This is a genomic window from uncultured Aggregatibacter sp., from assembly GCF_938046485.1.
Lineage (GTDB): Bacteria > Pseudomonadota > Gammaproteobacteria > Enterobacterales > Pasteurellaceae > Aggregatibacter.
On sequence record NZ_CALIWN010000014.1, the window covers coordinates 1 to 20,717 of the forward strand.

The following is a 20,717-nucleotide window of genomic DNA, read 5'->3' on the forward strand; positions in this document are numbered from 1 at the left end:
TACAATATCGGAAGCAGTCCTTTAAATAACAGTCTAACTTTTTGGGGTCAGATCATAAAGTGCGGTCGTTTTTTTTAGATAAATTAACAGTCTATGTTAAGAAAGCGCGTTTACTATGGATTACGCTTGAACTTACTAAAATCAGGCGCACGTTTTTCATTAAATGCGTTACGACCTTCTTGTCCTTCTTCCGTCATGTAGAACAACATGGTGGCATTACCGGCAAGTTCTTGAAGACCGGCTTGTCCATCACAGTCCGCATTGAGTGCCGCTTTCAAGCAACGTAAAGCAATCGGGCTGTTGCGGAGCATTTCGCGACACCAACGCACGGTTTCTTTTTCTAAATCCGCATAAGGCACTACCGTGTTCACTAAGCCCATCTCTAAGGCTTCTTGGGCATTATATTGACGGCATAAGAACCAAATTTCACGCGCTTTTTTCTGACCGACAATACGCGCCATGTAGCTTGCGCCCCAGCCGCCATCAAAGGAACCCACTTTCGGACCGGTTTGACCATAAATCGCGTTGTCTGCGGAAATGGTGAGATCGCATAACATATGCAATACATGACCGCCACCAATGGCGTAACCTGCCACCATCGCCACGACCGGTTTCGGGCAGCTACGAATATCCCGTTGGAAATCCAAGACGTTAAGATGATGTACACCGCTGTCATCTTTGTAGCCGCCGTAATCGCCGCGTACTTTTTGGTCACCACCGGAACAGAAGGCTTTTTCGCCTTCACCGGTCAACACGATGACACCGATTTTTTCATCAAAACGGGCATCAGCAAACGCGGTGATCATTTCTTTTACGGTTTGCGGACGGAACGCGTTGCGCACTTCAGGACGATTAATGGTGATTTTGGCAATGCCGTCAGTGGATTTGTGATAACGAATGTCGGTGTAACCCGCACTGTGATCCACCCACTCAACCGGTGCATATAAAACATCATCTTTTGGGTTTTGCATGAGAAATTCCTTTATTGAGGTTAAAAAGTGCGGTCATTATAGCGGAAGTTTTCTGAATCTGAAAATGCTCCGCACGGCGATCAACAACACGAACCATGCACAATAAAAAAGCTGACTTCCCACAAGGAGAAATCAGATTTTGACATAACTTATTCAGAATCGTAGCGTGCAACTTGTTGCACGAAATCGTGAATGCTCGAAAGGCTTAAATAACGTTCCGTGCGTGGTTTGGTCGTGCATCAAGATGCACGCTACGCACTGAAAATGCTCCGCACGGCAATCAACAACACAAACCATGCATAATAAAAAAGCCGACTTCCCACAAGGAGAAATCAGCTTTTGACATCACTTATTCAGTAATTTAATACGTAGATTAGCGACGTAAACCTAAACGAGCGATTAAGCTGCTGTAAAGTTCAAGATTAGTACGTTTTAAGTAATCTAAAAGTTTACGACGACGGGAAACCATGCGTAATAAACCGCGGCGACCATGGTGGTCTTTTTTGTGTTCAGCAAAGTGTGCTTGTAAGTGGTTGATTTGTGCGGTTAATAAAGCGATTTGAACTTCAGAAGAACCGGTGTCTTTACCATCGCGACCAAATTCAGCAACGATTTTTGCTTTTTGTTCAGTACTTAGAGACATAATAACTCCTAATATGAAGTGGTTAATAATACATCGTTCGCCGATCTCTAATTCAGCGACGACAAAGGAGTGCAGATTTTAGCCATTGTGCGGCGAAAAAGCAACGAATTTATCCTGTAATAACGCATTTAATTGCTCGGCAAATACTGTTGGATTTTCTTGATGCGCATTATGCCCTGCTTGAGGAATAAGCGTCAGGTTCAGCTGATTTTCTAACGCCATTTGTTTGAATTTATGATCCCGTTCGCCGCAGAAATAATAGATCGGATAAGGACTGTTTTTGAGGTAAGGGCGTAAATCCGGTTGTTTAGCAAGGGAGGTCGCCAACAGCATTTGGGCGATATTATCGCCGCAGTTGGCTTGGCGTTTTTCGATCAACGCCTTGCGTTGCTCTTCCGTTAAATGGGCGAAGACAGGTTGTTGATACCAATCATTCAGCACGGAAGTCGCGGTTTCATGGCGAAAACGTTGCGCCCAAAACACATCATTTTCCCACCGCACTTTTTTGTCTGCCTCATTTATCAATCCAAGATTGCCACCTTCAATAATCAGCCCTTGTAGGTTGTATTTGTCCTGTTGACTGCAAAGGGCGTAATACAGCGCGATTCTGCCACCGAGGGAGTAGCCCACTAAAAAATACGGGCGATTTCCTACCGCACTTTGGATGTGTTGTGCTATGTAAGCGCAGGTATCATCAAAATCCCGTACAGGGTGATTTTTCGCGCTGCCGTGGAAAGGCAAATCCAAGGCAACGCAATGAAAGTGCGGTAGATTTCCCGTGAGTTTTTGCCAGTCGGTTTGAGTGCCGAGTAAGCCGTGTAAAAAAACGAGGTAAGGTTTCATCACATGAAAAAAGCAAACTAACGTGAGATAGTTTGCTTTTGCTCTTTCCGTTTATTCGCCAACAACCGCATAGCTGATTTGGTCGATGAGGCGTTTGTAAATGGTGCTGCCGTCATTCGGCGCGACTTTAATTTCGATGATAGTGGCTTCGCGACGTGAATAGGCTTGTTTTAGCACGGAGCTTAAATCCGCCCAGGTATAAGGACGGGCATATTTTAAATCGAACATGGACGCCACTTGGGAAAACTCGGTGTGGTGTGGCATACGATAGAACTTATCTTTCACTTCAGCATCCACCGGCAACATATCAAAAATCGCCCCACCGTTGTTGTTGATAATAAACAAAATGGTCGGTTGGGTAAGTTTTTTGAACAATGCCAACGAGTTTAAATCATAAAGCGCAGAGGTATCACCCACTAAGGCAACGACCGGTTGATTAGAACCAATACCAATGCCGGCAACGGTGGCAAGTAAACCGTCAATACCGCTTGCGCCACGATTAGTATGAATCGGGTAGCCCTCCGGCAATTTGGTGAGCGCATCCACTAAACGCACAAATAAGCTGTTACCGAGGAAAAGGGTGCCGTTGTTTGGTAATAAACGTTCAATGTGGTGGGCTAAGGAAGCTTCATTTAAATTGCCACCCACTTGCTGCTCAATAAAGGTGGCGCAGAATTTGGATAACGCCAACGCTTCCAGTAACCACGGTTTTTGTCTTAACGGCGGATGGGCGCGTAACCAATGATGAATTTTGGCAACAAAACGGGTGTGGGAATGATGGTAAGGATCCACCGCTTGCGGGTTTTCATCCACAATCCAATATTCGTTTTTAAATTCAGCTAAAAACTGGTTGATGCGTTTGCTAATAAAACGGTTGCCAAGCTGAATGACAATATCTGCCTGCAACATTTTTTGTTTCACCGTTTGATTCGCAAGCCAAATATCCGCATAAGGCAAACTGGCTTCCACGCCGGATTGAATATCGGTCAGCAACACCCAGCCCATGGTATTTGCCCAAGAAGCAATACCCATGGCTTGTTCTGCCGGCATTCTGCCCGCCACAATAATTCCGCGTTTGGTTCGCCATTGATCCCAGTGTTCGTGAATCAATACTTCTTGATGTGGCGCAGGGTAGGTTGTCCAACTTTTATTTTGGCTTAACCAACGTTGAACGGGCGCTAACCAAGGATGAACGTCAATTTCTTCTGCGTTGGCATCATATAAAGGCTCGGCAAAAGGCACATTGATGTGAATCACGCCCAATTCTTCCGCTTGTTTATGGCAGGCTTGCTCAATTTTTGAAATCAACCAACTTGCTGCATAATCTTGGCTTGGGCGCGGAAGATTCAAATTGGTAAGGGGATAATCGGCAAACATATTTTCTTGCAAAATCGCCTGATTTGCACCGCACTCTAAGAGTTCCGGTGGACGATCCGCAGTCAGCACAATCAGATTGACGTGACTTTGACGGGCTTCAATGATTGCCGGGTATAAATTGGCGGCAGCCGTGCCGGAAGTGACAATAACGGCAACGGGTTTCTTGGTAGATTTTGCGATGCCAAGAGCAAAGAAACCTAAACCGCGTTCATCAAAATGCGTATGGCAAAGGGCACGATTGGCATTTTGTAAACGTACGGCTTCCAATGTCAGTGGGGTCGAACGCGAACCGGGCGCGATACAAAAGTGGGTTACGCCTTGACGCACAAGGGTTTCCAAGATCACTTTTGACCAACAACGATTAAAGACGCTTACTGACATTTTTGCTCTCCGTTTTCAGATTTCGTTATTTTTAATAATGAGATTAATCCCGCGGCTTTGCGCTCGATTTCTTGCCATTCTAGCAAGGGAACTGAGCCCTCAACAATACCGGCACCGGCAAACACATGAATTTTGTCAGCTTCAACAAAGGCCGAACGAATCGCCACACAAAACTCCGCTTGTTGTTGATTAAAAAAGCCTAATGTGCCCGCATACCAACCGCGATCGTAATGTTCAATTTGCTGTAACAATGTTTTCGCATTTTGTTGGGGCAAACCGGCAACAGCGGCCGTTGGATGAATGGCTTGCAAACAGTTTAAGTCGGTACAGTTATCGGTTAAAAGTGCGGTGATTTCTCGGCGTAAATGTTGTACTTGACGCAGCTGTTTGATGCCGAGGTTGCCTACTTCAATGTGTTGAGTAAAAGGGGCTAAATTGGCACAAATCCCATCTGCCACCAATTGGTTTTCACGAATGTTTTTCTTGTCGTTAAGTAACCAATCGGCTTGGTTACGATTGGCTTCATGGTCTTCGCTCATAGGCGCAGTACCTGCGAGAGCCTCTGTTTTTAAATGACGCTCATGACGTGCATATAAACGTTCAGGCGAAGAACCGAGGAAACAGTTTTTTTCATCTTGCGCAAAAAGAAAGTGGTAGCAGCCTTTATTGTAAATTTCACTTTGCGCTAAAAAATCCTTGGCATTGAGTGGTTGATTGAGGACAAAGGTGCTTTTATTGGCTAACACTAATTTGGTGACTGCTTTCTCGTGAATTTGCGTAAGTGCCTTTTCTACCCAATTTGCCCATTGTGTTGGATTTGCTTGTTGTTCAATCAAATCCGCTTGGCTTTGAAGCGGTAAAAGTGCGGTCGTTTTTTCAAATGTTTTTAAAACCTGTAATGCGTTGTCTTTACTGTGGATAAGATCATTTTGGTCAATAAAAACCGTGACATTAATTTGATTATCGCGCTGTTCTAACACTAACTGCGGCAGAAAAAAGGTGGTTTGCCCGTAAAATTGAATGCCGCCGAAAAGAGGCAAATTGTGTTGATTCACGAAATTTTGCGCCGCATCTAATTGTTGAAATGTACGAACGGCGCCAATCGTGGCAAAGCATTGTGTTGTTTGCTGTAATTGAAAATAGAATTGCGGATAGTGCGGTTGTGCTTTTAGCCAACCTAATAAATCAACCGCGCATTCGGCTTGTGCTGAACAGACCGCAATGTGATGAGGTTGATTTAATTGTAATGCATTAATTTGACTGATTAATTGCGTTTTAAGTGATTGCAAACTATCCATTTTGAAAAAGCATTGTCTTTAACGGGAAAATAAGTTAAAAATGAACCGCAATTCTACCGCACTTTACGGGAATTTTTCACAAAATATTTCATTTCTTAATTACTCAAGGTCAAAACTATGGAACGCTTTCCCAAATCAGATAAATTAGAGCACGTTTGTTACGATATTCGCGGACCCGTGCACAAAGAGGCACTACGCCTTGAAGAAGAAGGGCATAAAATTTTAAAACTGAATATCGGTAATCCCGCGCCTTTTGGTTTTGAAGCGCCTGATGAAATTCTCGTTGATGTCTTACGCAATCTGCCTTCAGCCCAAGGTTATTGTGACTCCAAAGGGCTTTATTCTGCCCGCAAAGCGATTGTGCAATATTATCAATCGAAAGATATTCGTAGCGTCACGGTGAATGATGTTTACATCGGAAATGGCGTGTCAGAGTTGATTACGATGGCGATGCAAGCACTGTTGAATGATGGTGATGAAGTGTTAATTCCTATGCCGGATTATCCATTATGGACTGCCGCGGCAACGTTGGCGGGCGGTAAAGCGGTACATTATTTGTGTGATGAACAGGCAGATTGGTTCCCGGATGTGGAAGACATCAAAAGCAAAGTCACCTCACGCACGAAAGCCATTGTGATTATTAATCCGAATAACCCGACGGGGGCGGTTTACAGCAAAGAATTGCTGTTAGACATCGTTGAAGTGGCACGTCAGAATAATTTAATCATTTTTGCCGACGAGATTTACGACAAAATTTTATACGATGGTGCGGTACATCACCATATTGCCGCATTAGCACCGGATTTATTGACGGTCACGTTTAACGGCTTATCCAAAGCTTATCGTGTTGCCGGTTTTCGCCAAGGTTGGATGATTTTAAATGGACCCAAAAAACACGCCAAAGGTTACATCGAAGGTTTGGATATGCTGGCATCTATGCGTTTGTGTGCCAACGTACCGATGCAACATGCAATTCAGACCGCACTTGGTGGCTATCAAAGCATTAACGAATTCATTTTGCCGGGCGGACGCTTGTTAGAACAACGTAATAAAGCCTATGAATTGCTCAACCAAATCCCGGGAATTAGTTGTACGAAGCCGATGGGGGCGTTGTATATGTTCCCGAAAATCGACATCAAAAAATTTAATATGTATGACGATGAAAAAATGGTGTTTGATTTATTGGCGCAGGAAAAAGTCTTGTTGGTGCACGGTCGTGGTTTTAACTGGCATTCACCGGATCACTTCCGTATTGTGACATTGCCGTATGTTTATCAAATTGAAGAAGCCTTAGGCAAATTTGCGCGGTTCTTGTCGCATTATCATCAATAATGTTTTCCAGAAGAAAAAGCCCCGAATAGCCATCCGGGGCTTTTTGTTTAGCATAAAGTGCGATCATTTTTTGGAATCGTAGCGTGCAACTTGTTGCACAAAATCATAAATGACGCATCGAGGTTAACCATTCGTGCATCAAGATGCACGCTACGTACGAAATCATGAATGACGCATCGAGGTTAATAACAATCCGCACGTAAAACGTGCGGATTGTTATTTATCAACATCTTATTTTTTCGCTGTTTTATTGTCTAATGCGAAAGCGCCCGCACCGGCAAAAACAAAATAGAAGAAGATAAAACAATATAATACCGCTGCTTCACCGCCATTCATTAGCGGGAAAAGCACACCTTTCGGCGCATGGAGCATGAAATACGCCACGGCCATTTGACCACTCAAAATAAAGGCTGAAAGGCGGGTCAATAAGCCGAGTGTAAATAAAATACCAAAGACCAATTCAATCACGCCACCCACGCCCATTAACGAGGCAAGTTCTACAGAACCGTTTCCACCGGTCATGGAGATCGGGAATTCCCAAAATTTCGCAGTACCGTGTAAGACAAAAGCATAGCCCAAAACGATGCGTAATAAACCTAAAACATAATGACGATATTTGTCTAAAAACATAAATTTTCCTTCTATAAATTAAATTGGATTGTGTTAGTGAGGTGGCCTATGCTAACACAACGAAAAAGGGGAAAAATACTTCAAACAGAAAAGGATTATTTCCAATTTGTTAATAATTTGCGCTTTTCGCGGCGTTTAACGTTGCCATAAAGGCTTCCGCAGGTAAAAACCCGGTAATCCGTTGCGCTTGAATTTCTTCGCCTTGTTGATTAAAGAAAATAATCGTAGGCAAGCCTGTTACCGCAAGCGTCTTCATTAAAGTGCGGTTAGATTCGCTGTTATTTGTCATATCCACTCTTAATAATAAAACGTCACTCAGCGCGGTTTGTACTTGCGGATCCGCAAAGGTTTTATGTTCAAATTCCTTACAGGCAACGCACCAATCGGCATATAAATCCAACATGGCAATTTTATTCGGGTGCTGTTTTAGCACCGCTTGCAATTCGTCATAATTTGAAATTTGTTGAAAAACGAGCGAATTTTGGACCGCACTTTGTGTATTCGCGGCTTGTGAGGTCGCCGCATTATCTTGCCACACCCAATTTTGTAACGGTTGTGCCGAAACCATGGCGGCAACAAAGAACACAATACGGAAGAATAAACCAATACCGTTTGAACGCATCTGTGTGGCCAACCAAATGAAGAAACTCACGCCAAGTAATGCCCATAAACGCGGTTCCCACATGCTTGGAATAATGCGCGAAATCAGGAAAATCGGTAATGCCAACATGACAAAACCAAAGGCGGTTTTCACGTTTTCCATCCAAGCCCCGGATTTCGGTAGGATTTTATTTCCGAATACGGTAATTAATATGAGCGGCAAGCCCATGCCTAACGCCAATAAATAAAGGGTCAATGCGCCGATGACGAAATCGCCGGATTGCGCGACATAAAGCAATGCACCGGATAAGGGCGCAGAGGTGCAAGGAGACGCCACTAAGCCGGCAATCGCCCCCATGACAAACACCCCGAAAAAGGCGCCGCTTTTTTGTTGTTGGCTAAATTGCGTCAGTTTCGTTTGCAAAGACGAAGGCAGCTGTAATGTAAATACACCAAACATGGACAACGCCAACAATACGAAGACGACGGAAAGCCCAATCAGAACATAAGGACTTTGCAGGGCAATTTGGAACGGCAAGCCAATCAGTACGACCACCAAACCGAGCAAGGTATAGGTTAATGCCATACCTTGCACATACACAAAACTAAGCGCAAGTGCCCGCCAGTTGCCGGTCTCTTCTTTCCGACCGCCGATGACAATGGCAGAAAGCAACGGCAACATGGGTAGTACGCAAGGCGTAAAGGCCAATCCGATACCTAAGACAAAAAACCACAACATGGCGTATTTACTTTGCGACAGACTCTCTGCCAGTTGATTTTGTTGTGATGAAAAAACGTTGGCATTTTCCACCGCACTTTGTGATGTCTGATGCGTCTCTGCACCATTTTGCGCCTCATGACCGGCAGAAACGTTTGATAAAAGATCACCGATTTGGAATTGTTTGGTTTCCGGCGGATAGCAAAACCCCTTCGCACAACCTTGATAGGTGACTTCAAGCAGATCCTGTGGTTGAGGATCTTTTAACGGCAACGTCAGATTAAGGTCATGTTTGAAAATGGTCACTAATCCAAAGTAAGGATCTTCATATTGTTCTGCGGAGGAAAGAAATTGCGGTGCATTTTCAACGGGCTTGCCATTCACTGAAAATGCCAATTTATCTTGATATAAATAGTAATTTTCCGCAATTTGCCACTGCATCGAAACGCCAGTGTTAGACCGTTGCACATCCAGCTGGAAAGCCTGATCCACCGGTAAGAATTTAGTCTTATTATTAAATAAATCTGCTTGTGCGGCCATGGCAGTCAAGCAACAGACTAAGAAAATAAACAGTTTTTTCATCATAAAATCGCACGTTATCCTAAATAAAAATGGGGTTCATTCTAGCATTACAACAAGGATTTTGTTGTAAAATATTCTCTCTAAAATCAATTACTACAAACGGTAAAATAGATTGTCAGGATCGACATCAAATAAAAATAGGATTAAAAAATGCACATTACAGTTTATTGCGGCGCAAGTTTAGGTAATCAGCCCGAATACCAACAAGCAACGATTGCCATGGGACAATGGATTGCACAAAAACAACACACCTTGGTTTATGGTGGTGGGAAAATCGGTTTGATGGGATTATTAGCCGATACGGTATTAGCCCATGGTGGCAAAGTCATCGGCATTATGCCCGCCTTTTTACAGGCTCGAGAGCCGATACACACCGGTTGTACGGAGCTCATGGTGGTGGATTCGATGGCTGAAAGAAAAGCCAATATGCTCAAATTAGCTGATGCCTGCATCGCCTTACCCGGTGGCGCCGGTACATTGGAAGAAATCGCGGAAGTTTATTCTTGGGCAAGAATCGGAAAAAATCCTCATCCTTGCATTTTATTCAATAAAAATGGCTTCTATGATCCCTTAAAAGCCCTCTATCAACGCATGGTCGAAACCGGTTTTCTCTCTGAAGACGCATTCAAAAAACTGTTATTTAGCGAGAATTTCGCAGAAATTGAACGATTTATTGCTGACTATCAACCGCCTGAATTTCGTCATTATTAAGTGTGGTCAGGAATTCTTTCATTTTTTGACAAAAATTAAGTAAGTAAAAACAGATGATGAAAAGCGCAGATTTCATCTATCTTGTCACTTACCATCACAATTTTTGCTTCTTATTTTTTTATTTAAAATAAGTTTGCATGAAAAAATATTTTGATGTAGGATAGCACGCATTGTTATTTTTCACTAAAAAATAAGGTTTTAAGCAAATGAAAAAAGGTATCCATCCTGAAAATTATCGCACTGTGCTTTTTTATGATTCCAACGCCAAGCAAGGCTTTTTAATTCGTTCTTGTGCACGTACCACCTCGACCATGAAATGGGAAGACGGTAACGAATATCCAGTGTTTATGTGCGATACGTCCTCCGCCTCACATCCATTTTACACCGGTAAAACAAGACAAATTGCCAGCGAAGGTCGCGCTAGCGAATTTGCTAGTCGTTACGGCAAATTCGGTTCATTAAAATCAAAATAAGGACGCTAAAATGCAAGTATTATCTTCATTAAAAACCGCTAAAACACGTCATCCTGGTTGTAAAGTTGTGCGTCGTCATGGCGTGGTGTATGTGATTTGTAAAGAAAATCCTCGTTTCAAAGCACGCCAAGGCGGGAAAAAGAAACGTTAAAAAATCATTATTATTTTGTGTGTAAATATTGAGCGAATGCTCACTTTATCCTCCGAGGGTATTCAGGCTGTCGGAGGATTTTTTATTTTAGTCGAAAGCCGATTAAGCCTTGCCAATTTCATGACGTAGATCATAGAATTAAACGCTAATACTCATTATGTTGTATTTTTCATTGTTACGATAATGTTGCAACTATAAAATAAAATTGGATTTATTTTTCATCGCCTCATGATAAAACTCTCATTAGGCAAATAAAGGATTTGCCCATGCAAACACCACAAATTTTAATTGTTGAAGACGAAACGATTACCCGAAATACATTAAAAAGCATTTTTCAAGCGGAAGGGTATGATGTTTTTGAAGCCTCTGATGGGCTTCAGATGCACCAAATTTTAGAAACAGAAATCATTCATTTGGTGATTATGGATATTAATCTGCCGGGAAAAAACGGATTAATGTTGGCGCGTGAATTACGTGAGAATGCCGATATTGCCTTAATGTTTTTAACTGGGCGTGATAATGAAGTGGATAAAATTCTCGGGTTAGAAATCGGTGCTGATGATTACATCACTAAGCCATTCAATCCACGTGAACTCACTATTCGTGCGCGTAATCTATTGCAGCGCACCATGCAAGAAAATCAACGTGCGCATCATGTCGAACAGTATAAATTTAACGGTTGGACGTTGGATTTAAACAGTCGTACCTTGATTACACCGGAAGGTGAAGAACGTAAACTGCCTCGCAGTGAATTTCGTGCCATGTTACATTTCTGCGAAAATCCGGGCAAAATTCAGACCCGTGAAGAGTTATTGAAAAAAATGACCGGTCGTGAACTCAAACCGCAAGATCGGACTGTCGATGTGACGATTCGCCGTATTCGTAAGCATTTCGAGGATCATCACGACACACCGGAAATTATCGCCACCATCCATGGTGAAGGTTACCGTTTTTGTGGAACCTTAGAATAAAATGCAAATTGCGCTGGCGATAATAAGATAATCAGCGAGGCACGCACTGTTCCGCCAGCACTTCCCCAAGGCTAGTCTTAAGTGTATTAGCCTCTTTACGTTCCAGCCAAACCCAATGAATATTGGAATAATTTCTGCCGTTCTCAGCGATACTTGGCGTAAGTTTTTGCGTCACACCATCAAATGTCACAGCAATTGATGTTTGAGTGCCTTTTTTATTCTTTCGGGAATGTTTAGTCACACGAACGACTTTATTATCTTTACATAAATACTCTACTGCCGTTCCCTTTTGAGTCGATTTTTGTAATGCCGTTGGCATCGGTTTTTTATCTGTTTTCGTGGCAACTACCGGTTTTGTTGCGCATCCGATTAATCCCCAAATAGTCAATAACATCAAGCCCGCTTTTAGCATGATCTTCTCCTTTTAAAAAGCAGATAGGCATAATGCCATGACTATGCCTATCAAGTTTTATGGATCTATTTCTTAAAAGTATAGCTACCGTCTGCCTGTCGAATAAAATGTCCGCCATTGGATAAACGTAACTCCGTCACACGACCTTGCGCATTCAGTAATACCTGAACTTGATCGCCAGGTTTGAAGCTACTGAGCACATTGCCCGCACCGTTTGCTTTCGTCATAGCATTAACATCGGCAATTTGTAAATTGTTATCACGGAACACCTGCATGAGTGATACGCCTTGAGGCACAACAAGATTCTTGCCGGTAACCGCTGTTGCAGCAGCCGGACGCACTGCCGATTTTGCCTCGACAACTTCAATAACACGTTTCGGTGCCTGTGGTTTGACTTGCGGTTTATTTTGAACGACAGGTTGCGGCTTAGCCGGTGCTTTTTCTTCGCGAACACTTTCCGTTTCAACCTTTTTCGCTACATGTTGAGCCACATGAGGTTTAACTGCCTCAGTACGCACAGGGGTTTCCGCTTTTGGCGTATTGGTTTCAGCACCTTTGTTCTCCGCAACCGCTGCCTCACTGTTTGTATTTGTTGTAATATTCGGCTGGGTAATTTCTAATGAACTTGGCGATGAGGCGGTCTGTGCATCTAACACGGTGGCTTCATTTTCCTGCGTTTGATCTAACTGCTGGAACTGAATGGGAATATTATTGCTATTTTGTTGTTCGAAAGATTGCACGGTTTCAGAACTTGGCTTCATTAAAAGGATAAAAAGAAGCAGAAGCAACAATATGCAAAGTGCGACAAAAATACGACGATGTTTTTGTGGCAATATGCTCAAAATCTTCCAATTTTCAGGTGAAGCTAATGTTGCTTTTGTTGCTTTAGGCACAGAAGCCGTTGCTTTGACACTATTTTCTTCGGTCACCGAGGATTCTGTTGTAGCAGATAACACCTCTTCGGCCACTATCGGATCTGCCGCCACATGATGTTCTTCCGGTGCAGTTGAGGGAACAAAGGCTTCCTCACTCGTATTCGGTGCGGTGGAAAAATCCCGTAATGTGGGTTCTTTACGTTCTACTGCGGTTTGAGGCTTTTTATTAAAAAGTGTTTTTGCTCTTTCCAGTAAAGATGGCTCGTTGCCGATGGCTTTCTTCGGTGTAATAGGTTCCATTTTGTTTAATCCTAAATCTAATTCATTTTGAGCCGAATCGGCTAAGTTATTTTGATTTCCAAGGTTTCTTTGTTCAGAATCCACGATATACCTCTAATTAAATAATACAATAACCCGTAAAGTGCGGTTATTTTTGAGCGTGTTTTTCATCTTATGAAAAACCACCTAACCGAATCTGTTACGTCATAATTTATCCATAAAAAATCTTGCCTATTTTAAAGCATCTTTTCCTTTTTTGATACCGTCTTCTCAAGACGAATATAAAGTTTTATTCGGTTCTCCACCGATTTCACGGGCAAGTTTCGGCACCAAATAGCCGGAGCTAATGCGTTGTAGCTCTTTATAAATTTTCAGGGCTTGGGCGTCATTAAGATAAAAATGCGTTGCGCCTTCGACTTTATCTAACAAATGCAAATAATAAGGTAAAATGCCCACTGAAAATAAACGGTCACTCAATGTTTTCAGAATTAGTGCGTCATCATTCACATTTTTGAGTAAAACCGATTGGTTTAATAAAACGACGCCGCAATCCTTTAATTTCGCCATGGCATGGGCAAAATCCGCATCAATTTCATTGGCATGATTGACATGGGTGACCAAAATTTTTTGCAACCGGGTTTGCGCTAAAAGGCGACAAAACGCATCGGTTATCCGTTGCGGAATAACGACCGGCAGACGGGAATGAATACGAAGGCGTTTTAAGTGCGGTATGTTTTCTAAGTGTTTTATCAGCCACTCGAGCTCGTGATCTTTTGCCATCAACGGATCGCCGCCGGAAAAAATCACTTCTTCAATTTCAGGGCGTTCCGCAATATATTGCAATGCTTTTTGCCAATTTTGCTTGGTGCCTTTGTTGTCTTCATAAGGAAAATGACGGCGGAAACAATAGCGACAATTTACTGCGCAACCGCCTTTTACCATAAATAACAAGCGATTATGGTATTTGTGCAAAATGTTGGGGACGACGTTTTTATCTTCTTGTTCTTCCAACGGATCTTTACTAAATCCTTCGGCTTGTAAAAACTCATCCGCAGAAGACATGACTTGTAAAAACAACGGATCCTTTGGATTGCCCTTTTCCATCTTTTCTACAAAAGGCAGCGGCACGCGCATGGCAAATAATTTGCGCGCTTCTATGTCGTGTTTGAAGGATTCGAGAGGGAGTTCGAGGTGTTGTAATAACATTTTCGGGTCAGAAATGCCATTTGCCAAATGGGTTAACCAACTTTGTTCTTCTCTAATCGGGATGTTTTGATGTAGAATAGCCACTTTTAAAAAACAATCTTTTTTGAGGATAATATGGCTACATATACTACCAGTGATTTCAAACCAGGTCTAAAATTTATGCAAGACGGTGAGCCTTGCGTGATCGTTGAAAATGAATTCGTTAAACCCGGCAAAGGTCAAGCGTTCACCCGCACCCGTATTCGTAAATTAATTTCCGGCAAAGTATTGGACGTAAACTTCAAATCCGGTACTTCTGTTGAAGCTGCTGATGTAATGGATTTAAACTTAACTTATTCTTATAAAGACGATGCGTTCTGGTATTTCATGCACCCGGAAACATTTGAACAATATTCTGCGGACGCAAAAGCGGTAGGCGATGCAGAGAAATGGTTGTTAGACCAAGCAGATTGTATCGTTACCTTATGGAATGGCGCACCAATCACAGTAACTCCGCCAAACTTCGTTGAATTAGAAATCGTTGACACCGACCCGGGTCTTAAAGGCGACACCGCAGGTACCGGCGGTAAACCGGCAACCTTAAGCACCGGTGCTGTGGTGAAAGTGCCATTGTTCGTACAAATTGGTGAAGTGATTCGCGTTGATACCCGTTCCGGCGAATACGTTTCTCGCGTGAAATAATTCGCAATTAATCTGACGTAATTGCACAATATTACAACAATGCAAAACGGAGAAAATGCCATTAACCTTTTCTCCGTTTTTATTTTATCTGTGTTACCCATAAATAAAATACGATAAAAAATCACCGCACTTGAGATTCACATCAAGTGCGGTGATTTTTATCAACGTTTTTCCACAAAGGAATTATTTACCGCTCCACGCTTTAATGGCGTCTAAACGGGTTTTCACTTTGCTTTGGGAATCGCCTTTGAAATAATCTTTGGCTAAACCACCTTCCCAACCACCGTAGTTCGGGTTAGGAAGCACAATGTAGCTTTTACCAAATTTCGCTTGGTTTTTCGCCACAAAATCACGACGTTCTGCATTTAGTTTGCCATGTGTCTCGTCACCGAAGTCGTCTAAGTTATCACCAACATACAGTACAATTTCATAACCTTGGCTTTCAATTTCAGCAAAACGGGCAGATTTAGCAGACTTATCTTTTTTGAGGTAAAGAGAAGATTCATCAACACCGGTAAAACCTAAACGTTTCATGTCGTCAATGGTGCCGGCTTTTTCATTTTTGTCTTTACGATTAGACACATAGAACATTTTGCCTTTGTGTGCATTCACGTAATTGTTAAATTCCACCGCACCTGCAATAGCGCCAGATTCTCTGGCATCAACCCAGCGTGTCCAATCTTTACCATCAAACGGTTTGTTGTTTTTAACTTGCCAACCAGCATATGCGCTGTTATCAATCATGGTTTCATCTAAATCCACGACAACGGCTTTTTTCTTGCCTTTTTTCACTTTTGCCTGATCAAAGGCGACTTTAGCGGTGTTAAATGCTTGATAAGCCAACGCATTATATTCACCGGATTCTTGCATCCAGTTAATTCCTAATACAGCTTGTTGCTGTAATTGCGCGTCTCCTTTTGACGTATTTTGTGCACAACCCACTAATACAAAGGCTGACATTGCAGCAACTGCAGTCAGTTTTAGTGTATTTTTCATTGTTTTTTTCCTCTTGATTTATGTGATAAATGCCTGAAAATTATAGCAAGCATCATGTATAATTAATAGCACTCTCTTACCCATTCTCTTTCTTTTTTCATAAGGTTTTACAATGACTGAATTATCCAATCCTGAGCTCGTCAAAACGGTCGTTTTATTAGCCACCAGTGTCACAATCGTACCGCTTTTTAAACGTATTGGATTGGGAAGCGTACTCGGTTATTTAGTCGCCGGCTGTTTAATCGGACCATCCGGTTTCGGGCTGTTTCAAGATCCTTCCAATATTGTTCACATGGCCGAGCTAGGCGTGGTAATGTTCCTATTTATCATCGGTTTAGAAATGCACCCTGAACGCTTGTGGGCAATGCGTAAAGCGATTTTTGGACGAGGGTTGCTGCAAGTCGCTGTTTCCGGTGTATTGTTAACATTAATCGGAATTAACCTGTTAAACCTGAGTTTTCCTGTTGCCTTTATTGCGGCAATGGGTTTTACACTTTCTTCCACCGCAATCGTCATGCAAGTTTTAGAAGAACGGGGGATTAGTTCCACGCCAAAAGGTCAACGTGTGGTTTCTACGTTATTATTTGAAGATCTTTCCATCGTTCCTCTCTTGGCATTTGTCGCCTTTCTTTCACCAGAAAGCAATAATTCCGCCCATTCTACCAACTGGGCAGGCATTGGCGTCGCGTTGGCTGCCGTATTGGGTTTAGTCGCTGCCGGTAAATGGCTGATGAATCCGATTTTCCGAATGATTTCTAAAGCGCATATTCGAGAAATGATGACTGCCGCAGCATTATTAGTGGTGCTTGGTGCGGCATTAGCTATGGAAATTAGCGGATTATCCATGGCGATGGGCGCATTTGTCGCCGGTGTGATGTTATCGGAATCCGCTTTCCGACATCAATTAGAAGCGGACATTGAACCATTCCGTGGATTATTACTGGGCTTATTTTTTATGGGCGTCGGGATGTCATTAGATTTCGCTTTAGTTTGGCATAATGCATTATGGTTGCTTGGCATTGTTTTTCTTTATATTTTAGGTAAGGCAATCAGTGTGTATGGTGTGGCTCGCCTCACATTATTAAATCATAACGAAGCCATTGGCCGCATGGCGATCATGGCGCATGGTGGGGAATTTGCCTTCGTTTTATTTTCCGCAGCCACCACTGCCGGCGTGTTATCTGCCGACTTAAATGCCACCTTTACGGCAGCCGTGATCATTTCTATGCTGTTCTCACCGCTAATTGTGTTATTGCTCCGCCGATTATCAAAACCGAATACGCCGGTGAATACCAATAACGATCAGGTAGATAGCATCGATTTAATTGAAAGTGTCGAAAATAATGTTGTTGTGTTGGGATTCGGGCGTTTTAGTCAAATTGTGTGTCAAACATTATTGGCAAGAGGCATCCAAGTTACCGTGATTGACGCGAATATTGATCGTATTCGCTCTGCCGCAAAATTTGGTTTTAAAGTGTACTATGGTGATGGTTCCCGCTTAGATGTTTTGCGTGCCTGTGGCTTAGAAAAAGCCTCTTGTTTAATCTTGGGGATTAGTGATACCCATTGTATCGAATTGATTGTCGAGCAGATTAAGCAAGAATATCCGTTATTGCCAGTGCTGGCGAGAACTTACGATCGACAAAGTGCGGTCAATTTAATGAAACTTAATATTGATTTTCAAATTCGTGAGACTTTTGAATCTGCCTTACTTTTAGGACGTGAAGCGCTAATACGTTTAGGGGTTGCGCAAGTTGAAGCAGATGAAGTGGTGACAGCCATTCGTCAATTAGACCAAGAGCGTTTAAATGAGGAAGTATTACATGGCTTCTCAGCGGAATTGGTTAAAAAATATTGGACGCCAAAACCGTTTGTTCGCCCGACACAACACGCGGAAGCGTTAAATGAAGGGGCAGCCGATATTCTTTCTCAAAAGGAAGAAACCGGTTTAGAAGAACTCAACGGCGGAAAATAAAAATGAGAAATGAGGGTTAGAAGAAATGAAATCGCAATGCCCTCATATCGCGGCACTTTTTAGCCAAAAACCATATAAAGTTCGAGAAAATCGAATAAAAATAAATTTTTTATTGATTTTTAAAATAAAATCAGTATCATAAGTCCCCGTTCTAACACACGAGATGGGTCGTTAGCTCAGTCGGTAGAGCAGCGGACTTTTAATCCGTTGGTCGAAGGTTCGAATCCTTCACGACCCACCACTTCGCCATTAGAAAAGCTGTATATCCTAACGGGTCGTTAGCTTAGTCCGGTAGAGCAGTGGACTCTTAATCCATTGGTCATAGGTTCGAATCCTATACGACCCACCACATTTCTCTACATTATTCTCCTATACCTATCAAATATAACGAATTCCTAGTTCACAAGCTGGCTTTTTAATTTTCCTCCCTTCTTATCGTTGATGACAACACTGTGTTATCATTCTGCTTTCTGAAATAAAGGATTTCGATAAAATAAGCGTTCTCTATAAAAGTAGAGAATAAAAGATAATTTAACGGTATAACGTTTATGATGAAAAAGAAAAATCAAATTTTAGTGACATTATCCGTGGTCGCGCTGTTAGGCGGTTGCTCGGAAGATGAAGTACAACGGGATGTGTACAATAGCTTGGATGATTGCGTCGCCGACTGGATTAGACCGGAATTATGCGAACAGGATAAATCTCAAAGCATAAACACGAGCCCCGTGGCAAATAATAATGGCAGTATGGCGAGCAGCGAAAATAACGCGGTTGCCGGCGACAATAATGCCACATCAACCACCACCGCCAGCGGCGATGAAGGCCCCTCTATCGGCAGCGCCATTGCCGGTGCGGCGGCAGGTTACATGATCGCCAAAGCCATGAGTGGTTTTCTAGGGCCGAGTTACAATCCCAATAATCGTGCCGTTTCGACACCAACCGGGCAAATTATTCGACCACAAGGCAACCATTCTGTGGGCAAGCCGGTGTTGGTTAAGGGCGGCGCCGGTAGCGCGAACAGCAAACCGATTTCACGCGGTGGGTTTAGTAGCAGTAACACTAGTAAAAGTGGCGGTGGTTAATCATGAAACGTATCACTGGTATTCCAACCCGTCCCGACATGGTGCAACAGCTGCTTGAGGTGGGCTTTGATTATTACAATCTGCCTTCTACCGATGGCTCGCATTATTGGTCGGACAATGTTGCCTACGAATTTACGTTGGCGGAAATCGACCAAATTGAAGACGCCACTAACGAATTACATGCCATGTGTATGGATTTCGTTGCTGATGAAGTGAAACAAGGCGATTACGAGCATTATCGCTTTACCGATTTACAAAAAAATCTGATCGAACAATCTTGGCGTGAAAACGCACCGCACTTATATGGGCGTTTTGATTTCGGCTATGACGGCGAGGATCTCAAAATGTTTGAATATAACGCCGATACGCCGACCTCTTTATTGGAAGCCGCGGTGGTGCAATGGCAGTGGTTGGAGCAAGCGGAAGGTTTACCGAATCGCGATCAATTCAACTGGATTCATGAAGAATTGATTACCCGTTTTTCCGTGCTACAACAGCAAAGCGGCAAAACCGGTTTCCATTTTGCTGCGATGGCGGATGCCGGACGGGAAGATTGGGGCAATTTAGATTATCTTGCGGATGTAGCCTATAACGCTGGTTGGCATATTCACCGCTTGACCATTGAAGACATTGGATACGACAACGACACGCAACAATTTGTCGATCTCAACAATCAACCCATTGAAGCACTGTTCAAATTGTATCCGTTAGAATGGATGACGACCACCGAATATGCACCGCATATGCTAAACAGCACCACACAATTTTTTGAACCGGCATGGAAATTGTTACTGAGCAATAAAGCCCTGCTCGCTAAACTGTGGCAAAAACACCCTAACCATCCGTATTTATTGCCAACCTATTTCAATCGACACGACATTACGGATCACAATGCTATTTGGGTGAAAAAGCCGTTATTAGGCCGCGAAGGGGCTAATGTGTTTTATTATGAAAAAAGTAATGGCTTGGAGTTTGCCGCCAAAGGCAGTGAGCATTCAAATTTCTACGCCAATGCCGGCTATATTTATCAGCAGAAATTTGAGTTACCGAATTTTGATGGGATGTATCCGGTCATCGGTTCTTGGGTGGTGGGCAATGTGGCATGCGGCATGGGCTTGCGTGAAGACTTCACCGCCGTCACCGGCAACGACAGCCATTTTATCCCCCATTATTTCGTGGAATAAATTAACCCTTTATCTACTCCCTCAAAAGCCCCAAAGCACGAGGGAGTTATATGGGGAGTTAAAAACGACAACAAAGACAAACATTCACGAACAAAAACGACAAATAGAAAAATGATAATATGCTGTTTTTGCTATGATTTTTGACAAGAAAGACGTTATTTGACAAGTGAAGTGGCGGTGAGAGGGGGATTCGAACCCCCGATGCAGTTTCCCACATACACGCTTTCCAGGCGTGCTCCTTCAACCACTCGGACATCTCACCGTGATTAGGACGTGCGAACTATAAGGATTTCATTGAGTTTCGTCAAGTATTTTTGTAATTTTGTCGTTCATAAGATAAAAATTT

General features: G+C 42.8%; 20 protein-coding genes and 3 tRNA genes. 11 read left to right on the forward strand and 12 right to left on the reverse strand.

Annotation, left to right across the window (positions count from 1 at the left end; translation table 11 throughout):
* Positions 1-113: 113 nt before the first annotated feature.
* The 5 genes from menB to Q0203_RS01555 form a co-directional block, all read right to left on the reverse strand.
* Positions 114-971, reverse strand: coding sequence for a 1,4-dihydroxy-2-naphthoyl-CoA synthase (gene menB, locus Q0203_RS01535; RefSeq protein ID WP_290521158.1), 858 nt, complete (start codon positions 969-971; stop codon positions 114-116).
* 373 nt (positions 972-1,344) lie between these two features.
* Complete coding sequence (gene rpsO, locus Q0203_RS01540) at positions 1,345-1,614, reverse strand: 30S ribosomal protein S15 (protein WP_021615823.1); 270 nt, start codon at positions 1,612-1,614, stop codon at positions 1,345-1,347.
* A gap of 78 nt (positions 1,615-1,692) precedes the next feature.
* Positions 1,693-2,457, reverse strand: coding sequence for a 2-succinyl-6-hydroxy-2,4-cyclohexadiene-1-carboxylate synthase (gene menH / locus Q0203_RS01545; protein ID WP_297929044.1), 765 nt, complete (start codon positions 2,455-2,457; stop codon positions 1,693-1,695).
* 51 nt (positions 2,458-2,508) lie between these two features.
* A complete protein-coding gene (gene menD / locus Q0203_RS01550) occupies positions 2,509-4,215 on the reverse strand; it encodes a 2-succinyl-5-enolpyruvyl-6-hydroxy-3-cyclohexene-1-carboxylic-acid synthase (RefSeq protein WP_297929046.1) in 1,707 nt (568 codons plus the stop codon).
* Positions 4,206-5,513 carry an isochorismate synthase gene (locus Q0203_RS01555; protein WP_297929048.1) on the reverse strand — a complete coding sequence of 436 codons (1,308 nt, stop codon included), beginning with the start codon at positions 5,511-5,513 and terminating at the stop codon, positions 4,206-4,208. Before Q0203_RS01555 ends, menD begins: the two co-directional genes overlap by 10 nt.
* Positions 5,514-5,630: 117 nt before the next feature.
* On the opposite strand from Q0203_RS01555, the gene Q0203_RS01560 reads away from it, so the two are divergent.
* A complete protein-coding gene (locus tag Q0203_RS01560; RefSeq protein ID WP_295976757.1) occupies positions 5,631-6,845 on the forward strand; it encodes a pyridoxal phosphate-dependent aminotransferase in 1,215 nt (404 codons plus the stop codon).
* A gap of 231 nt (positions 6,846-7,076) precedes the next feature.
* Here the strand turns inward: Q0203_RS01560 and Q0203_RS01565 are convergent, their stop codons facing one another.
* Together Q0203_RS01565 and Q0203_RS01570 are read right to left on the reverse strand one after the other, a co-directional pair.
* Positions 7,077-7,475 carry a DoxX family protein gene (locus tag Q0203_RS01565; protein ID WP_295976758.1) on the reverse strand — a complete coding sequence of 133 codons (399 nt, stop codon included), beginning with the start codon at positions 7,473-7,475 and terminating at the stop codon, positions 7,077-7,079.
* 109 nt (positions 7,476-7,584) lie between these two features.
* Positions 7,585-9,375: a protein-disulfide reductase DsbD gene (locus Q0203_RS01570; protein ID WP_297929060.1), complete on the reverse strand. Its 1,791-nt coding sequence runs from the start codon at positions 9,373-9,375 to the stop codon at positions 7,585-7,587.
* 150 nt (positions 9,376-9,525) lie between these two features.
* On the opposite strand from Q0203_RS01570, the gene Q0203_RS01575 reads away from it, so the two are divergent.
* The 4 genes from Q0203_RS01575 to arcA all read left to right on the forward strand — a co-directional run bounded on the left by Q0203_RS01575 (position 9,526) and on the right by arcA (position 11,681).
* Positions 9,526-10,086: a TIGR00730 family Rossman fold protein gene (locus Q0203_RS01575; RefSeq protein ID WP_297929050.1), complete on the forward strand. Its 561-nt coding sequence runs from the start codon at positions 9,526-9,528 to the stop codon at positions 10,084-10,086.
* A 206-nt stretch (positions 10,087-10,292) separates the two neighbouring features.
* The gene (locus Q0203_RS01580; RefSeq protein ID WP_295976761.1) at positions 10,293-10,559 is read left to right on the forward strand and encodes a type B 50S ribosomal protein L31; all 267 of its coding nucleotides are present in this window, start codon (positions 10,293-10,295) and stop codon (positions 10,557-10,559) included.
* A 10-nt stretch (positions 10,560-10,569) separates the two neighbouring features.
* A complete protein-coding gene (gene ykgO, locus Q0203_RS01585) occupies positions 10,570-10,710 on the forward strand; it encodes a type B 50S ribosomal protein L36 (RefSeq protein WP_006719061.1) in 141 nt (46 codons plus the stop codon).
* A gap of 266 nt (positions 10,711-10,976) precedes the next feature.
* Positions 10,977-11,681: a two-component system response regulator ArcA gene (gene arcA, locus Q0203_RS01590; protein WP_021615813.1), complete on the forward strand. Its 705-nt coding sequence runs from the start codon at positions 10,977-10,979 to the stop codon at positions 11,679-11,681.
* Positions 11,682-11,712: 31 nt separating this feature from the next.
* Here the strand turns inward: arcA and Q0203_RS01595 are convergent, their stop codons facing one another.
* The 3 genes from Q0203_RS01595 to epmB all read right to left on the reverse strand — a co-directional run bounded on the left by Q0203_RS01595 (position 11,713) and on the right by epmB (position 14,537).
* Positions 11,713-12,093, reverse strand: coding sequence for a hypothetical protein (locus Q0203_RS01595; RefSeq protein WP_297929052.1), 381 nt, complete (start codon positions 12,091-12,093; stop codon positions 11,713-11,715).
* A gap of 65 nt (positions 12,094-12,158) precedes the next feature.
* The gene (locus tag Q0203_RS01600) at positions 12,159-13,352 is read right to left on the reverse strand and encodes a LysM-like peptidoglycan-binding domain-containing protein (protein ID WP_297929053.1); all 1,194 of its coding nucleotides are present in this window, start codon (positions 13,350-13,352) and stop codon (positions 12,159-12,161) included.
* A gap of 165 nt (positions 13,353-13,517) precedes the next feature.
* Positions 13,518-14,537 carry an EF-P beta-lysylation protein EpmB gene (gene epmB, locus Q0203_RS01605; protein WP_297929054.1) on the reverse strand — a complete coding sequence of 340 codons (1,020 nt, stop codon included), beginning with the start codon at positions 14,535-14,537 and terminating at the stop codon, positions 13,518-13,520.
* Between the two features lie 30 nt (positions 14,538-14,567).
* Between epmB and efp the strand changes: the two genes are divergently transcribed.
* Complete coding sequence (gene efp / locus Q0203_RS01610) at positions 14,568-15,134, forward strand: elongation factor P (RefSeq protein WP_005544066.1); 567 nt, start codon at positions 14,568-14,570, stop codon at positions 15,132-15,134.
* A gap of 183 nt (positions 15,135-15,317) precedes the next feature.
* On the opposite strand, the gene Q0203_RS01615 is transcribed toward efp, so the two are convergent.
* Positions 15,318-16,130, reverse strand: coding sequence for a 5'-nucleotidase, lipoprotein e(P4) family (locus Q0203_RS01615; protein WP_295976768.1), 813 nt, complete (start codon positions 16,128-16,130; stop codon positions 15,318-15,320).
* A 112-nt stretch (positions 16,131-16,242) separates the two neighbouring features.
* Between Q0203_RS01615 and Q0203_RS01620 the strand changes: the two genes are divergently transcribed.
* The 5 genes from Q0203_RS01620 to Q0203_RS01640 all read left to right on the forward strand — a co-directional run bounded on the left by Q0203_RS01620 (position 16,243) and on the right by Q0203_RS01640 (position 20,371).
* Positions 16,243-18,105, forward strand: coding sequence for a monovalent cation:proton antiporter-2 (CPA2) family protein (locus Q0203_RS01620; RefSeq protein WP_297929055.1), 1,863 nt, complete (start codon positions 16,243-16,245; stop codon positions 18,103-18,105).
* 165 nt (positions 18,106-18,270) lie between these two features.
* Positions 18,271-18,346 (forward strand) — tRNA-Lys (locus Q0203_RS01625).
* 31 nt (positions 18,347-18,377) lie between these two features.
* Positions 18,378-18,454 (forward strand) — tRNA-Lys (locus Q0203_RS01630).
* Between the two features lie 202 nt (positions 18,455-18,656).
* Positions 18,657-19,187 carry a hypothetical protein gene (locus Q0203_RS01635; protein WP_297929061.1) on the forward strand — a complete coding sequence of 177 codons (531 nt, stop codon included), beginning with the start codon at positions 18,657-18,659 and terminating at the stop codon, positions 19,185-19,187.
* 2 nt (positions 19,188-19,189) lie between these two features.
* The gene (locus tag Q0203_RS01640) at positions 19,190-20,371 is read left to right on the forward strand and encodes a glutathionylspermidine synthase family protein (RefSeq protein WP_297929056.1); all 1,182 of its coding nucleotides are present in this window, start codon (positions 19,190-19,192) and stop codon (positions 20,369-20,371) included.
* Positions 20,372-20,543: 172 nt separating this feature from the next.
* Here the strand turns inward: Q0203_RS01640 and Q0203_RS01645 are convergent.
* A tRNA-Ser gene (locus tag Q0203_RS01645) sits at positions 20,544-20,633 on the reverse strand.
* Positions 20,634-20,717 lie beyond the last annotated feature (84 nt).

Bases quoted from the DNA above. Each gene is read 5' to 3' on its own strand.
- menB (WP_290521158.1), bottom strand. From the start codon at position 971: ATGCAAAACCCAAAAGATGATGTTTTATATGCACCGGTTGAGTGGGTG.
- rpsO (WP_021615823.1), bottom strand. From the start codon at position 1,614: ATGTCTCTAAGTACTGAACAAAAAGCAAAAATCGTTGCTGAATTTGGT.
- menH (WP_297929044.1), bottom strand. From the start codon at position 2,457: ATGAAACCTTACCTCGTTTTTTTACACGGCTTACTCGGCACTCAAACC.
- menD (WP_297929046.1), bottom strand. From the start codon at position 4,215: ATGTCAGTAAGCGTCTTTAATCGTTGTTGGTCAAAAGTGATCTTGGAA.
- Q0203_RS01555 (WP_297929048.1), bottom strand. From the start codon at position 5,513: ATGGATAGTTTGCAATCACTTAAAACGCAATTAATCAGTCAAATTAAT.
- Q0203_RS01560 (WP_295976757.1), top strand. From the start codon at position 5,631: ATGGAACGCTTTCCCAAATCAGATAAATTAGAGCACGTTTGTTACGAT.
- Q0203_RS01565 (WP_295976758.1), bottom strand. From the start codon at position 7,475: ATGTTTTTAGACAAATATCGTCATTATGTTTTAGGTTTATTACGCATC.
- Q0203_RS01570 (WP_297929060.1), bottom strand. From the start codon at position 9,375: ATGAAAAAACTGTTTATTTTCTTAGTCTGTTGCTTGACTGCCATGGCC.
- Q0203_RS01575 (WP_297929050.1), top strand. From the start codon at position 9,526: ATGCACATTACAGTTTATTGCGGCGCAAGTTTAGGTAATCAGCCCGAA.
- Q0203_RS01580 (WP_295976761.1), top strand. From the start codon at position 10,293: ATGAAAAAAGGTATCCATCCTGAAAATTATCGCACTGTGCTTTTTTAT.
- ykgO (WP_006719061.1), top strand. From the start codon at position 10,570: ATGCAAGTATTATCTTCATTAAAAACCGCTAAAACACGTCATCCTGGT.
- arcA (WP_021615813.1), top strand. From the start codon at position 10,977: ATGCAAACACCACAAATTTTAATTGTTGAAGACGAAACGATTACCCGA.
- Q0203_RS01595 (WP_297929052.1), bottom strand. From the start codon at position 12,093: ATGCTAAAAGCGGGCTTGATGTTATTGACTATTTGGGGATTAATCGGA.
- efp (WP_005544066.1), top strand. From the start codon at position 14,568: ATGGCTACATATACTACCAGTGATTTCAAACCAGGTCTAAAATTTATG.
- Q0203_RS01615 (WP_295976768.1), bottom strand. From the start codon at position 16,130: ATGAAAAATACACTAAAACTGACTGCAGTTGCTGCAATGTCAGCCTTT.
- Q0203_RS01620 (WP_297929055.1), top strand. From the start codon at position 16,243: ATGACTGAATTATCCAATCCTGAGCTCGTCAAAACGGTCGTTTTATTA.
- Q0203_RS01635 (WP_297929061.1), top strand. From the start codon at position 18,657: ATGAAAAAGAAAAATCAAATTTTAGTGACATTATCCGTGGTCGCGCTG.
- Q0203_RS01640 (WP_297929056.1), top strand. From the start codon at position 19,190: ATGAAACGTATCACTGGTATTCCAACCCGTCCCGACATGGTGCAACAG.